Raw genomic sequence first — 13,280 nt, forward strand, 5'->3', positions numbered from 1 at the left:
CTTTGCTGATTGTTTCCGTCTGCTATGTCTCCGTCCTACCCCGGCAATGTTTTCATGGTTGTCGCCCCCAGTGGCGCCGGCAAGTCCAGCCTGGTCAACGCGCTGCTTGCCCAGGACCCTTCTATGGTGCTGTCAATATCCTGCACCACGCGCGCGCCGCGCCCAGGCGAAGAAAACAACAAGCACTACCGCTTCGTCAGCAAGGAAGACTTCCTCGCCCTGCGCGAGCAAAACGCGCTGCTCGAATGGGCCGAAGTGCACGGCAATTTCTACGGCACCCCGCGCGATCGCATCGACCACGCCCTGCGGGAAGGCCATGACGTGCTGCTCGAGATCGACTGGCAAGGCGCCCGACAGGTGCGGGCCCATTTTCCGCAGGCTGTCGGCATTTTCATCCTGCCGCCGTCGGTCGAGGCACTCGAAGCTCGCCTCATCCAACGCGGGCAAGACGCGCCCGAGGTCATCTCCCGTCGCCTCCTGGCCGCAGGCAGCGAGATGTCGCACGCCTCAGAATGCCAATATGTTATTATTAATCAAGAGTTTAGCACTGCATTAACAGAACTCTCCCAGATCGTCGCGGCCGCCCGTCTGCGCTATCCGGCGCAAGCGTTGCGCAATGCCGAACTGTTCTCGCAGCTGGGTATAAGCAAAACGCTTGCCTGATATGCATACCCTGCTACTATTTACATAATCGCCCGCTTGCCCGATGGCTGCGGGCAACATTGATCCGTTCGCGGATTCCGCGCCGTTCCCGATCTCACTCCCTCCCTCAACAAGGTTAAACATGGCTCGCATTACCGTCGAAGACTGCCTGGAAAAAATCCCCAATCGCTTCAACCTCACCCTCGTGGCCGCGTATCGCGCCCGCGAACTGGCGCAAGGGCACGAACCGCGGCTCGAATCCAAAGACAAGCCCACTGTAACGGCATTGCGCGAAGTCGCTGCCGGCGCCACCGGCATGGAAATGCTGCGTAAAGTTCCCACCTGACTCCCTACGAGGCGGCCTATGGCATTTTCCGCATTGCGTGGTGCGTCGTCGGGGTTGCTGGCCGCCCTGAAAAAAGGCCCACGCCTGCGCCGCAAGAAGCCCGCTGCCGTACCGCCGCAGGCCATTGCCGCCGAACCGGCGCGCAACACCATCGCTTCGCTGGCGCCGCTCACCGAAATCATCGGCCGCTATCTTGATCCGAAAGATGCCGAGCGGGTCAAGGAAGCCTATCGCTTCGCCGACCAGGCGCACCTGGGCCAGTTCCGGGCCAGCGGCGAGCCTTATATTTCCCATCCCATCGCGGTCACCGAGATCTGTGCCGGCTGGAAACTAGACGCCGACTCCCTCATGGCTGCTTTGCTGCATGACGTCATCGAAGACCAGGGCGTTTCCAAGCAAGAATTGGCCGAACGCTTCAGCCCCGACGTCGCTGAGATCGTCGACGGCGTCTCCAAGCTGGACCGCATCGAGTTCGCCTCCAAAGCCGACCAACAGGCCGAAAGCTTTCGCAAGATGCTGCTGGCCATGGCGCGTGACGTGCGGGTCATTCTCATCAAGCTGGCCGACCGCCTGCACAATATGCGCACCCTGGGCGCCGTGGCCCCCGAAAAGCGTCGCCGCGTAGCGCGTGAAACACTCGACATCTACACACCGATTGCCCATCGCCTGGGCCTCAATGCCCTATACCGCGAATTGCAGGATCTCTGTTTCCAGGCCATCCATCCCAACCGCCATGAGGTGCTGCGCAAAGCCATGCTGGCCGCGCGTGGAAATCGCCGCGAGGTGCTTGGCAAGATCTCCGATGCCGTACGCGTGGCGCTGCCCGCCGCAGGTATCGAGGCGGAAATCAGCGGCCGCGAGAAATCCCTGTACAGCATCTACCGCAAGATGGCTGAACAGAAAAAGTCTTTTTCCGATGTCCTCGACATCTACGGCTTCCGGGTCATCGTCCATACCCTGCCCGAATGCTATCTCGCGCTGGGTACGCTGCATCAGCTCTACCGTCCGGTGCCCGGCAAGTTCAAAGACTACATCGCCATCCCCAAACTCAATGGCTATCAGTCGCTGCACACCACCGTTGTAGGGCCGTACGGCACACCGGTCGAGTTCCAGTTCCGCACCCGCGACATGGATCACATCGCCGAAGAAGGCGTGGCCTCGCACTGGCTGTACAAAGAAGAAGACGTAACCCTGAACGATCTGCAGAAACGCACCCATCAGTGGCTGCAGTCCCTGCTCGATATCCAGAGCCAGACGGGCGACTCGGGCGAGTTTCTCGAACACGTCAAGGTCGACCTCTTCCCTGATGCCGTCTATGTCTTCACGCCGCAAGGCAAAATCCTCTCTCTGCCGCGCGGGGCTACGCCGGTCGATTTTGCGTACGCCATCCACACCGACGTGGGCAACCAGACCGTGGCCGCCAAGATCAATGGCGAGTTCGCCCCCTTGCGCACCGAACTCAAGAGTGGCGATTCGGTCGAGATCATCACCTCGCCGGCATCGCGCCCCAGCGCGCAATGGCTCAATTACGTGCGCACTGGCCGAGCGCGTTCCGAGATCCGCCATTATCTGCGCACGGTCAAATACGAAGAGTCAGTCGCATTCGGCCTGCGCCTGCTGAACCAAGCGTTCGACCAGCTCAAATTACCACACCCCGCCAACGACGACCCCGAATGGGAAAAGCTTGCCAAAGGCTCGGGCGCGGCCTCGCGCGACGAGATCCTGGCCGACATCGGCCTGGGCAAACGCCTGGCAGCTGTGGTTGCGCGCCGCTTCGCCCCAGAAAATACGCTGCTGGCCACCACGGCCGCCGCGGTCGACGAGATTACGGCGACCACCGGGGCCCCCATCCTCATCCACGGCAACGAAGGCCAGGCCGTACAACTGGCACCCTGCTGCGGCCCCCTGCCCGGCGACGCCATTATCGGTGGCATCCGCCTGGGCCACGGTTTGGTGGTGCACATGGAAGAATGTGCTGTGGCGCAACGCCAGCGTGCGCGCGAGCCCGAACGATGGCTTCCCCTGGCCTGGGATGTCAATACGGCACGCCACCTTACAACGCGTCTGGACGTCACCGTCATCAACGAGCGCGGCGTATTGGGCCGCCTGGCGGCTGAAGTCACTGAGGCCGATTCAAATATCATGCACCTGACCATGCAGGAAGAAGTCGGATCCACCGTCGTTCTTCACCTGACGGTGCAGGTAGACAGCCGCAAACATCTGGCGCAGGTAATACGCGCCATGCGCCACGTGCCACAGGTGCAGAAAATTGTTCGTGTAAAGGGCTGAGCACAGCCATGCAGGCCGCTGCCTCACTCGTACGGGGTCTGGCGCGGGCCGGGGACACACGCGCTGCAGTTCAGAAGGCTGGGGGCACCACCGCCAACATGGCGCCGTAAGCCAGCACACCGGCCAGGGTGGCCCAGGCAATACTGCCCACGTAACGGCGGCCCAGCCATACACCAAGCAGCCCCGCTGCGACGGCCAGCATCGAACGCATCGGCGCGGCGCCATTCACCAGCCCCCACAGCGACACCGTGAGCAGCGCCACAATGGCCGCAGGGCCGATGGCATCCATGCCTCGTCGCCACGCGCCACGCGGTTGCCGGCGGGCGCTGTTACGCATATGCCAAGCCATTGGCAGAAAGCGTACAAGGAAGGTGCCAACACCCGATAACACAGCAATCCACAGCAGACTGGTGTCGCTCACGAATGGCCTCCTGGGTCGCTCGATACGTTTGGCGGGGCGCTCGCGGCCGGAAAGCGCATAGCCAGCATGACGCCCGCAAGCATGCCGGCGATGATTGCGGCATAGACGGGGAGCACCACCAGCGCCAAGACTGCCACCGCGCAGGCGGCGGACAAGACCCGTGCCGCCACCAGATGCCGGATCTCCAGCAGCAGTGCGAAGAATAGTGCTGGCAGTACGAAACCCAGGGTATCGGACAGCCAGGGCGACTGGGCCAGCCAGTCTTGCCCGAACCAGGCGCCAGCTGCAGTGCCCGCCACCCAGGCGCTATAAGCACCCAATTGCAGGCCCGCATACCAGTATTCGCGCACAGAGGCCGCGCACTGATGCAGCCTGGCCATCGAGGCAGCAAATACCTCATCGGTGAGCCCCGCTGCAAGCACGCCGAGCGGCAGGCGCCTGTGCGCTGGATCCAGGCGCCCAAGCACGGCGGGCCCATAGAAAAGATGGCGCAGATTCATGAGCAGCACAATGCTCACAATGGCCGCGGGCGCGGCTCCTGCGGCAAGCAGGCTGACAAGGATGAACTGGCTGGCGCCGGCGTAGACCAGCAGGGAAAGCAGCACAGCCATATAAGGCGGCACACCAGCGTGCACAGCGGCAAGGCCGAAGGAAATGGCGACCGGCACGTAACCGATGGCAATGGAAAGGCTGTCGCGCAAGCCCGCGCGTATCGCCCGGGCGGGTGTCCCGCCGCCGGGCGATGCGTCAGGGCTGGTAGGCATTTATGAAAATGGCCGGGTCCACGCGCGCATTGTTCAGACTGACGTTCCAGTGCAAGTGTGGCCCGGTGGCACGCCCGGTTGCACCCACACGCCCGATGACCTGACCACGCTTGACCGACTGGCCTTTTTTTACATCGAAGGCCGAGAGATGGCAGTACATTGTGACCAGGCCCTGCCCATGATCAATGAAGATGGTCTTGCCGTTGAAGAAGTAGTCGTCGACGATAGTGACGAGGCCATCTGCGGGTGCCTTGACCGGCGTGCCGGTCGGAACGGCGAAATCCAGCCCGGAATGGGGGTTGCGCTCCTGCCCATTGAAGAAGCGTCGGAGACCGAAACGGCTCGACAACCGCCCGCCGTCCACCGGCCTGTCGAGCGCGATATTGCTGGGTATGCCGGGCCTGAAGCTGGCGTATGCCGCTATCTGCGCCTTGTGCTCACGCTCGTATCGCGCGAGTTGTTCAGGATCGGGCGTAACGTGTTTTTGGCTCTTGAGGGTAATGTGCTGGCTGGGGTATTCACGGCTGCCTACCGTGAAGCCAACGCTGCGTGTGCCTGCCGAACTGGCCAACGCGAGCGACGCCTGGCCCGGACGGGTCTTGAGATCGAGCCCTACCAAGGCGATCCACTGCCCGTCGCTGTCACGCAGCACCATTACGGGTTCGCCCTGATAAGTGGCTGTGCCACCACTTGCGCCCAACGGCACCACCGCCACGCCGCCCGGCACGGGGCGGTTGAGCAAACGCGCGATATAGCCTTGCGCACTGACAGACAGCGGCGCCAACAGCATGCCTACCGCCAGAAGGACGGGGAGCGCGCCTTGCACCGCAAGCGCACGAACGTCTGAGAACAGCGACTGGCTCCGGGTTGCGGCAGGCATGAATCAGCCTTCCCTGCTTTCGCCCTGGATGGCCTTCTCGGCTTCGGGCAGCACCTTGACACCCATCCGCTGGCGCATCACCTCGAGCACGGCTTTCTCTTCGGCCTGGCCCCACACACGCGAGAGATCGCTCTGCAAACCGGCCAGTTGCGGACTGTCGACAGTACCGGCCTGCGCGCCTTCAATACGCACCACCACATAACCCTGCGGACCTGTTACGCCCTGGAACGCGGGCAACTTGTCGGCCGGCACCGCGAACGCGGCGTCTGTGATCACCTTGGGCAAGCCCTTGGGATCGATGCGGCTGACCGACTGTACAGTACCAAAGCCTTCTTCTGTTGCGGGGCCAGTTTCACCATTGCGCAGCGCCGCCAGCAATTGTTCGCCGGCCTTGGTGGCAGCCTGCAGCGCACGCTCGGCTTTGAGCGTGGCGCGGATATGATCGGTGACCTGCGCCAGTTCGGGCACATGGGCGGGAATGACTTCGTGGGCACGCACAACCAGCATCGTATCGGGTGAGATCTCGATGACGCCGGAATTCTGCTTTTCGTTCAAGACTGGCGCCGAGAACAGCGCACGGCGCACACGGACGTCGTCAAGCAGTGCAGCGTCGGGGCTGGCGGACGCGGCATTGGCCGGCACTTCGTCGGCCGACAGCAGGCGGTCGCGCGTGATGCCCGCAGCGGTATGTACCTTGAGGCCCAGCGCTTGCGCGGCCGGGTCGAGACTGGTGGCGTTGTCGTAGGCCAAGCTCGTCAACTTGGTGGCCATATCGGCAAAGCGCTCGGAGCCCAACTGACGGCGCACTTCGGTTTCGACCTTGGCGCGCGCCTGCTCGAACGATTCGCCTTGCTCTGCCTGGCGTTCGTTGACACGGAATATATGGTAGCCGCTGGGGCCATCGATTACGCCGGAAATCTGGCCCGCCTGCAGCCCGAAGACAGCGCTCTCAAGGTTGGCCGGCCAGGACCCCTGCGTGATCCAGCCCAGCTTGCCGCCATCGGCCGCAGTACCGGCGTCTTGGGATTCTGCCTTGGCAACCTCGGCAAACGTATCGGGAGCCTTGCGCAAACGCTCGAGGATCTTCTGCGCCTTTTCCTGCGCCTGGGTGCGCTGCGCACCCGATGCGCCGGCCGGCACCGTAACCTGGATATGACTGACGTTGACGCGTGCAGGCCGCACATAGCGTGCCTTGTTCTGCTCGTAATAGTCGCGCAACTGCTGGTCGGTGACCGCGGGCAGGTTGCTCATGGCGGCTTTTTCGTTGAGCAGGATGTACTGCGCCGTTACCTGCTCGGGCAGCTGCAGGCTGTCTTTGTTCTTGTCGTACCAAGCCTGGATATCTGCGTCGGTGATGACAATGTCTTTCTCGTAGTCGGTAGCCGGGAAGCTGCGCAGGCGTATGCTGCGCTGCGCTGTCAGTGTGCGCTCGATGCGGTCAAGCACCTCGCCCGGCACCAGGGCGGAATCGCCGACCGGGCCTAGCACACGGTCGATGGCGAGTTCGGCCCGTTGGCCGGCCTCGAAATCGCGTGGGCTCAGGCCTGCGGACGCCAAAATCTGGTTGTAGCGTTCAGGCGAAAAGCTGCCCTCGACCTGGAATTGCGGCATGGTGGCAATTGCCTGGCGGAGCGCGGTGTCGGAAATGCTGAAGCGGTCGCTGGTGGCGGCGTTGATCAGGACCTGCCGTTCGATCAACTGATCGAGCAGCGCCTTGCGCGCCTGCGGATTGTCGACAACGGCCGGATCGAACCCGCCCTGCATGGTTTGCTGCAGTTGCCGCATCTGGTTGTTGCGCGCCTGATCAAAGACCTGCTGCGTGATCGCGCTGTCACCGACCTTGACCAGGTCGCGGTCGCCCGACACGTAGTTGGTGTAGCCGCTGACCCCGATCAGCACGAATGACGGCAGGATCAGGATCAGCAGGATCAATTGCATCAGGCGCTGATGCGAACGAATGAAATCGAACATGAATCACCCACAAGCGCCAGCCATCGGGCCGGCACACGGTTGTCTCAAAAGATGAGATGAGCGGCCGCGGCCGCGCTTAAAAATAGAACAAAAGTTTACCACCAGCGGCTGCTTCCGCCAGAACTAGCGGCCATCGAATGTGTAATCCGCCCGGCGGGGCGGATTACACAGTGGCGGAGATGACATGCGCCCTGCCGCTCGAAAATCCCGCTTCTGCAGCATCGGGACAGCATGCCGATATGGCCGAGACCGCAGGCGCCACACGGACATCGCAATGGGTGTGGGTGCCACGGGCGTTGCGATCTCGCGCGCCACGCGGACGCGCAAGGCTAAAATAGCCCGACCGCCCCGTATCACCATGGCGCAAACCGAGCACTTTCCGCCGCCCCCCTCTTTTCCTGAAGGCCGCCAAGCATGAGCACTTCCACCGTCTGGCCCTACCCGCGACTCATCGCCCACCGCGGCGCGGGCCGCGCCGCGCCCGAAAACACATTGGCCTCGATCCGCCTGGGCGCGCGGCATGGCTTCCGGATGATGGAGTATGACGTCAAGCTCAGCAAAGATGGCGTCGCCATCCTGCTGCACGACGACACCCTGGACCGCACCGCCAACGCCACCGGACGGGCCTCCGACCGCAGCTATGCTGAACTGGCCAATGTCGACGCTGGCGCTTGGCACAGTGCCGGCTATGCAGGCGAACCCATCGCTACGCTTCATGCCATTGCTGCGTTCACGATAGCCAACGGCATCGCCAGCAATATCGAGATCAAGCCCACAACCGGCAGTGAAGCCGAGACTGGCAGGCAAGTTGCTCTGCAGGCACAGGCATTATGGCGCAGCGCCGCGCAGCCGCCGTTGCTATCCTCATTTTCCGAGGCCGCACTGCAAGCGGCGCTTGAGGCGGCGCCCGCCTTGCCGCGTGCCTTGTTGTTTGAAAACGAGCTGCCGCCGGACTGGCGCGCTCGGCTCGAGCGGCTGCAATGTATCGGTGCCAACCTCAATAACAAGCACACCACCCGCCCCGCCGTGGATGCGCTACTGTCTGCAGGCTATACCGTCGTTGTCTGGACAGTGAACGACCTTGCCCGCGCACAAGAATTGCTGCGCTGGGGCTGCCATGCCATCGTGACGGACGAAATCCTCACGTTTTCCCCCGAACACTTTGCCTGACCGGAATCCACCTTGTTCAGCTACCGCCACGCCTTTCATGCAGGCAATCACGCCGACGTGCTCAAGCACGCCATACTGGTTCATATTCTGGAGTACTTCAATCGAAAGGACAGCCCCTACTGGGTGATCGACACGCATGCGGGCGCCGGCCTGTACGACCTACGCAGCGACTGGGCGCAAAAAAATGGCGAGTTCATCGACGGGCTGGATCGCGTGCTGGGCGCGCCGGACGCGCCGCCCATCATTGCCGCCTATCTCGAAGCCATCGAGCATTTCAATCCCGACGGGGTGGCCAACTTCTACCCCGGCTCACCTTGGCTGGCGCTGCACGCCATGCGCGACCACGACCGCCTGCGCCTGTTTGAAATGCACCCCGCCGAAATCGAGGTGCTGCGTCAAAACCTGCACAGCCAGGGGCGCGCCACGCAACGTATGGTCACGGTGTACGAGGCCGATGGCTTCAATGGCCTCAAAAGCCAGTTGCCGCCGGGGCCACGGCGCGGCATCACTATCATCGATCCGTCCTATGAAGACAAGCACGATTACCGCAAGACGCTGCACGCGCTCAACGAAGGCCTCAAGCGCTTCGCAACAGGCTGCTTCGCCGTGTGGTACCCGTTGGTGCAGCGACGCGAAGCCACAGACATGATCCGTGCGCTGGAACGCCTGGAGGTAGATTGGGTCAACGTATCCCTCACGGTACGCAAACCCGCCAGCGACGGCTTTGGTTTGCACGGCAGCGGCATGTTCGTGGTCAATCCGCCCTGGACGCTCTATAAAGAACTTGAACAAGCCATGCCGTGGCTGGTGGAAAAGCTGAAGCAAGATGACCGCGCCGGTTTCGCGCTGAAGCGGCGGGAAGGGTGAAGGAGAACGGCCCGGGCAAGCGCTTGGGTGCCGTACAGATCAGAATTTTTCGTGCTCTTTAAGGTAGCGCCATTTGCCCGGCGGCAGGTCGCCCAGCACAACGCGCCCCATGCGTACGCGTTTCAGGCCTACCACCTTGAGCCCCACCAGCTCACACATGCGACGGATCTGGCGTTTCTTGCCTTCCCTCAGTAGAAAATGCAGTTGGTCTTCGTTTTGCCAACTGACTTTGGCGGGCCGCAAAGGCTGGCCGTCCAGCGACAGGCCATGGTTGAGCAGCGCCAGGCCGTTACCGGCCATACGCCCTTCTACCCGCACCAGGTATTCTTTTTCGATGGACGAGTCTTCACCAACGAGCTGGCGCGCAATACGGCCGTCTTGCGTCAGCACCAACAGCCCGGTGGAATCGATGTCCAGCCGGCCGGCCGGCGCCAGGCCACGCAAATGCGACGGATCAAACGCCAATGGGGAATGATCGCCCCGGTAGCGCGACGCGGCAGTGATGAGCGACACCGCCGTGCGGTAGCCCCCTTCTGCCTGGCCTGACACATAGCCCACCGGCTTATGGAGCAAGATGGTGACGCGGGATGTCTGGCGCCGCTGCGCCTGACGATCGAGCGTGATTGTTTGGTGCGGCCAGGCTTTGCTGCCCAGCTCATCGACCACCCTGCCATCCACGCGCACCCAACCGCGTTCGATATAGGCATCAGCCTCGCGGCGTGAACACAAGCCGCGCTCGGCCATGAGCTTCGAAATACGTACTTTTTCTTCCATAACCTGGATCTGTGACTCTTTGTTGAATTTTAACCGGCCCCGTGTGGTAGCCTGTTTATGCAATTTGCGATAATACGGCCATGCAACCCGCCCTTCCGCCTAACTGCGACTGGCACCCTGAGCCATCGCCTTCGTTTACCCAACATCAGAAATACTGGCTGTTTCGCCCCGGCGCCCTGACCGCGGGCCTGCGCAGGCTCGGCGACGTCAGGCTGCGCGTGGCGGCCGAGTACGCCTCGGGGCTTGCGCCGTCCGAAGCCTGGATGCTTGCACGCCGTGTGCACAGCCCGGTTTGGGTGCGCGAAATCATCATGGCCATCGATGGTGTCGACAGCGTGTTTGCCCGCAGCTTTACGCCGCTGCGCGCCTCGCATGGCTGGTGGCAAGGCATGCGCCGGCTGCGCACACGCCCACTGGCCGACATGCTGTACCACAACCCTCAGATCATCCGTTCGCCATTTTTGGCTTGCAGGTTGCGGCCGCAGAACCCGCTGTACGGCACTGCCGTGCGCATCCTGGGGCCTCATTGCCCGCCCGCGCAAAAGATACTGGCACGCAGTTCGGTGTTCTGGCGCCAGGGCGAACCGCTGCTGGTGGCCGAAGGCTTTCTGCCGCAATTCTGGGGCATGGCGGCCCGCGCCGCCTTCGACCGCAGCCTGGCCCTGCACGAAATCTAACATAAACGCGAACAGGGCCTCGGGCCCGCCATATGCCCGGCACCGCGCCCGCACGGCGCGAGCCTGCCCGAGAATGCTGCTGTGGATCAACCCGCTCGCGCGGGGCTCTTGTAAAACGGCAACTGCCTTGCTGCTGTCGCGGGAAGATCAACCCGCTCGTGCTGGGCTCCAGTCTTGCAGCCGCAGCGTCAAACTGTCGGTGTCCGAAGACACCAGTACGCCGTCTTCATCCACGCTGACGTGCAGCGTCATGGCGCGCTGCGCAAATGCCGCCAGTGCACGGGCGTCTGCCGGATCCACAGCCAAGATCGTGATGGCCGGGACGCGAGCCGCAATGGCTGCTTGAACGCCGCGCCACCAGACCTGGCTGGCATGGCCGCCATAGCACAGCACCGCGACCTGGGCCGACTTGCCCGCCGCCTGCAACAGCCGGCGCTCGTCGGGATGCCCAAGCTCGATCCAGCATTGGATGCCGCCGGTAAGGTCTTTACGCCATAGTGCGGGCTCGTCCGTGGCGCTCAGGCCGCGCGTGAAGGCTAGCTGCTCGTCGGCATAGAGGGCAAACGCGAGCAGGCGCAGCATCATGCGCTCGTCGGTTTCGGAAGGATGGCGGGCCAGCGTCAGGGTATGGCTGGCATAATAGCCGCGCCGCATGTCGGCGATATGCAGATCGGCCTTGAAAATAGTGGCGCGCAGAGCCATAGAATAGACGCGCGCGCCTACAGCGCATCGATGCCGCTTTCGCCGGTGCGGATGCGGATGGCCTGCTCGACCGGGCTGACAAAGATTTTACCGTCGCCGATCTTGCCTGTGTAGGCGGCCTTGATGATGGCATCAATGGCGGTGTCGACCATGGCAGCCGGCAACACGACTTCGATGCGGATCTTGGGCAGGAAGTCGACGACGTACTCGGCGCCGCGGTAGAGTTCGGTGTGGCCCTTCTGGCGGCCGAAGCCCTTGACCTCGGTGACCGTCAGGCCGTTTACGCCAATATCGGCGAGGGCTTCGCGCACTTCGTCGAGTTTGAACGGCTTGATGATGGCCGCGATCTGTTTCATGTGTCTGGCTCCGCAATAAAGCGAAATTATCGCATGACGCGCCGGCCGCGTCAGAGCATCGGCGGCCCGCCGGATTGCGGCGGCGACGCGGCGCCCGCGCCCGGATGGCGCCAAGCCGCCGCCAGGTCCCCGCCCGATGGCGCTTGGTACAAGCGCAGCGACATCTCGGGCAAAATGGCCAGCAGGTGATCAAAAATATCGCCTTGGATGCGTTCGTAATCGACCCACGCGGTATTGGCGGAGAAGCAATAAACCTCCACCGGCACACCCTCCGAATCCGGCTCCATCATGCGTACAATCATCGTCATGTCCCGCCGCAACGCCTCGTGGTGCTGGAGATAGGCCAAGGCGTAGGCCCGGAAAGTGCCCAGGTTGGTCAGCCTGCGCCGGTTGACCTCTTGCGCACCCAGCTCGCCCAGTGCGCGATTGCTTTCCTCGAGCTCGCGCTGCTTGCCTGCCAGGTAGTCGCGCAGCAGCGCAAACCGGCCCAGGGCCACAATCTCTTCCTCATCCAGAAACCGCACCGTGCTGGCGTCGATGCGCAGGGTGCGCTTGATGCGCCGGCCGCCCGATTCGAACATGTAGCGGAAATTGCGGTAACTCTCGGAGAACAGCTTGTACGTGGGGATGGTAGTGACTGTCTTGTCCCAGTTCTGGACTTTGACGGTATGCAGCGCCATGTCGATTACAAAGCCGTCCGCACCCGCCTGAGGCATCTGGATCCAGTCGCCGATGCGCAACATATCGTTGGTGGTCATCTGCGTGCTGGCCACCAGCGACAGCAAGGTATCCTTGAACACCAGCAGCAGCACGGCAGACAATGCTCCCAGGCCGGAAAGCATCAGCAGCGGCGAGCGATCGACCAAAAGCGAAATGACCAGGACGAAGCAGATTATCCACAACAGGATTTTGCCGAGCTCGAGATAGCCCTTGATCGAACGTGTTTGCGCGCGCCGGGTTTCGGCATAGACGTCCTGCCAGGCCGACAATGCGCCACTGAGCGCCTGGAAGATGAAAATGAGGCCCGCCGCCAGAAAAACCTTGGCGATGATCGCGCTGTATTGCGGCTGCAGCGGCAGCAGGCCGATATTAACGACAACCACCAGCAGGGGCACCGCGTAGCTGATGCTGCGGAAGACCCGGCGGCGCGACAGGGCTGATGCCCAATCATCGCGCCCCATCGCTGTGAGCGTGCGGCGGGCGATGGTGGCCAGCACCCGCGCAGTAAGCCAACCGGCCAGCGCCATCAGCAGCGCAAGCGCCAGCAGGCCGACGGCGACCTGCCCCCAGAGCGTATCGGGCAGATAGCCGGCCAATTGCAGATCGGCCAGCCACCTTGCGGGCAAAGCGTCTTTTTCCATAATGGGCGTAAATATAACGCACCCGTTGTCCCTTATTAACGCAACCGCTCTCCCTTATAA

Annotated in this window: 14 protein-coding genes; 6 read left to right on the forward strand and 8 right to left on the reverse strand. The window is 62.6% G+C overall.

Going from position 1 to position 13,280, the window contains the following annotated elements:
- The first annotated feature begins 24 nt into the window (after positions 1 to 24).
- The 3 genes from gmk (at position 25) to LOL23_RS02715 (ending at position 3,277) form a co-directional block, all read left to right on the forward strand.
- Positions 25 to 663, forward strand: coding sequence for a guanylate kinase (gmk, locus tag LOL23_RS02705; RefSeq protein ID WP_237173119.1), 639 nt, complete (start codon positions 25 to 27; stop codon positions 661 to 663).
- Positions 664 to 784: 121 nt separating this feature from the next.
- Positions 785 to 988 (forward strand): DNA-directed RNA polymerase subunit omega, encoded by a 204-nt coding sequence (gene rpoZ, locus LOL23_RS02710; protein ID WP_160976693.1) that lies wholly within the window; start codon positions 785 to 787, stop codon positions 986 to 988.
- Between the two features lie 18 nt (positions 989 to 1,006).
- Positions 1,007 to 3,277 (forward strand): RelA/SpoT family protein, encoded by a 2,271-nt coding sequence (locus LOL23_RS02715; RefSeq protein WP_160976695.1) that lies wholly within the window; start codon positions 1,007 to 1,009, stop codon positions 3,275 to 3,277.
- 70 nt (positions 3,278 to 3,347) lie between these two features.
- Here LOL23_RS02715 and LOL23_RS02720 read toward each other — a convergent pair whose 3' ends face one another.
- The 4 genes from LOL23_RS02720 to LOL23_RS02735 form a co-directional block, all read right to left on the reverse strand.
- Positions 3,348 to 3,698: an AzlD domain-containing protein gene (locus LOL23_RS02720; RefSeq protein ID WP_160976697.1), complete on the reverse strand. Its 351-nt coding sequence runs from the start codon at positions 3,696 to 3,698 to the stop codon at positions 3,348 to 3,350.
- Positions 3,695 to 4,462 carry an AzlC family ABC transporter permease gene (locus tag LOL23_RS02725; protein WP_160976699.1) on the reverse strand — a complete coding sequence of 256 codons (768 nt, stop codon included), beginning with the start codon at positions 4,460 to 4,462 and terminating at the stop codon, positions 3,695 to 3,697. Before LOL23_RS02725 ends, LOL23_RS02720 begins: the two co-directional genes overlap by 4 nt.
- Positions 4,446 to 5,252: a peptidoglycan DD-metalloendopeptidase family protein gene (locus LOL23_RS02730; protein WP_237173192.1), complete on the reverse strand. Its 807-nt coding sequence runs from the start codon at positions 5,250 to 5,252 to the stop codon at positions 4,446 to 4,448. Before LOL23_RS02730 ends, LOL23_RS02725 begins: the two co-directional genes overlap by 17 nt.
- A 93-nt stretch (positions 5,253 to 5,345) precedes the next feature.
- Complete coding sequence (locus LOL23_RS02735; protein WP_237173120.1) at positions 5,346 to 7,313, reverse strand: SurA N-terminal domain-containing protein; 1,968 nt, start codon at positions 7,311 to 7,313, stop codon at positions 5,346 to 5,348.
- A gap of 414 nt (positions 7,314 to 7,727) precedes the next feature.
- Here LOL23_RS02735 and ugpQ point away from each other — a divergent pair, with 414 nt between their 5' ends.
- The gene (gene ugpQ / locus LOL23_RS02740; protein ID WP_160976703.1) at positions 7,728 to 8,483 is read left to right on the forward strand and encodes a glycerophosphodiester phosphodiesterase; all 756 of its coding nucleotides are present in this window, start codon (positions 7,728 to 7,730) and stop codon (positions 8,481 to 8,483) included.
- 12 nt (positions 8,484 to 8,495) lie between these two features.
- Positions 8,496 to 9,350 (forward strand): 23S rRNA (adenine(2030)-N(6))-methyltransferase RlmJ, encoded by an 855-nt coding sequence (locus tag LOL23_RS02745; RefSeq protein ID WP_160976705.1) that lies wholly within the window; start codon positions 8,496 to 8,498, stop codon positions 9,348 to 9,350.
- A 39-nt stretch (positions 9,351 to 9,389) separates the two neighbouring features.
- Here LOL23_RS02745 and LOL23_RS02750 read toward each other — a convergent pair whose 3' ends face one another.
- The gene (locus tag LOL23_RS02750) at positions 9,390 to 10,124 is read right to left on the reverse strand and encodes a pseudouridine synthase (protein WP_160976707.1); all 735 of its coding nucleotides are present in this window, start codon (positions 10,122 to 10,124) and stop codon (positions 9,390 to 9,392) included.
- 80 nt (positions 10,125 to 10,204) lie between these two features.
- On the opposite strand from LOL23_RS02750, the gene LOL23_RS02755 reads away from it, so the two are divergent.
- On the forward strand, positions 10,205 to 10,801 hold the full coding sequence (locus LOL23_RS02755) for a chorismate--pyruvate lyase family protein (protein WP_160976709.1): 597 nt from the start codon (positions 10,205 to 10,207) through the stop codon (positions 10,799 to 10,801).
- Between the two features lie 147 nt (positions 10,802 to 10,948).
- On the opposite strand, the gene LOL23_RS02760 is transcribed toward LOL23_RS02755, so the two are convergent.
- The 3 genes from LOL23_RS02760 to LOL23_RS02770 are packed head-to-tail and all read right to left on the reverse strand — an operon-like array spanning position 10,949 to position 13,220.
- Positions 10,949 to 11,503 carry a YaeQ family protein gene (locus LOL23_RS02760; RefSeq protein ID WP_160976711.1) on the reverse strand — a complete coding sequence of 185 codons (555 nt, stop codon included), beginning with the start codon at positions 11,501 to 11,503 and terminating at the stop codon, positions 10,949 to 10,951.
- Between the two features lie 17 nt (positions 11,504 to 11,520).
- Complete coding sequence (locus LOL23_RS02765) at positions 11,521 to 11,859, reverse strand: P-II family nitrogen regulator (RefSeq protein ID WP_160976713.1); 339 nt, start codon at positions 11,857 to 11,859, stop codon at positions 11,521 to 11,523.
- A gap of 50 nt (positions 11,860 to 11,909) precedes the next feature.
- Positions 11,910 to 13,220 carry a mechanosensitive ion channel family protein gene (locus LOL23_RS02770; RefSeq protein ID WP_160976715.1) on the reverse strand — a complete coding sequence of 437 codons (1,311 nt, stop codon included), beginning with the start codon at positions 13,218 to 13,220 and terminating at the stop codon, positions 11,910 to 11,912.
- Positions 13,221 to 13,280 lie beyond the last annotated feature (60 nt).

Source organism: Paracandidimonas lactea (genome assembly GCF_021653995.1).
GTDB classification, from domain to species: Bacteria; Pseudomonadota; Gammaproteobacteria; order Burkholderiales; family Burkholderiaceae_B; genus Allopusillimonas; species Allopusillimonas lactea.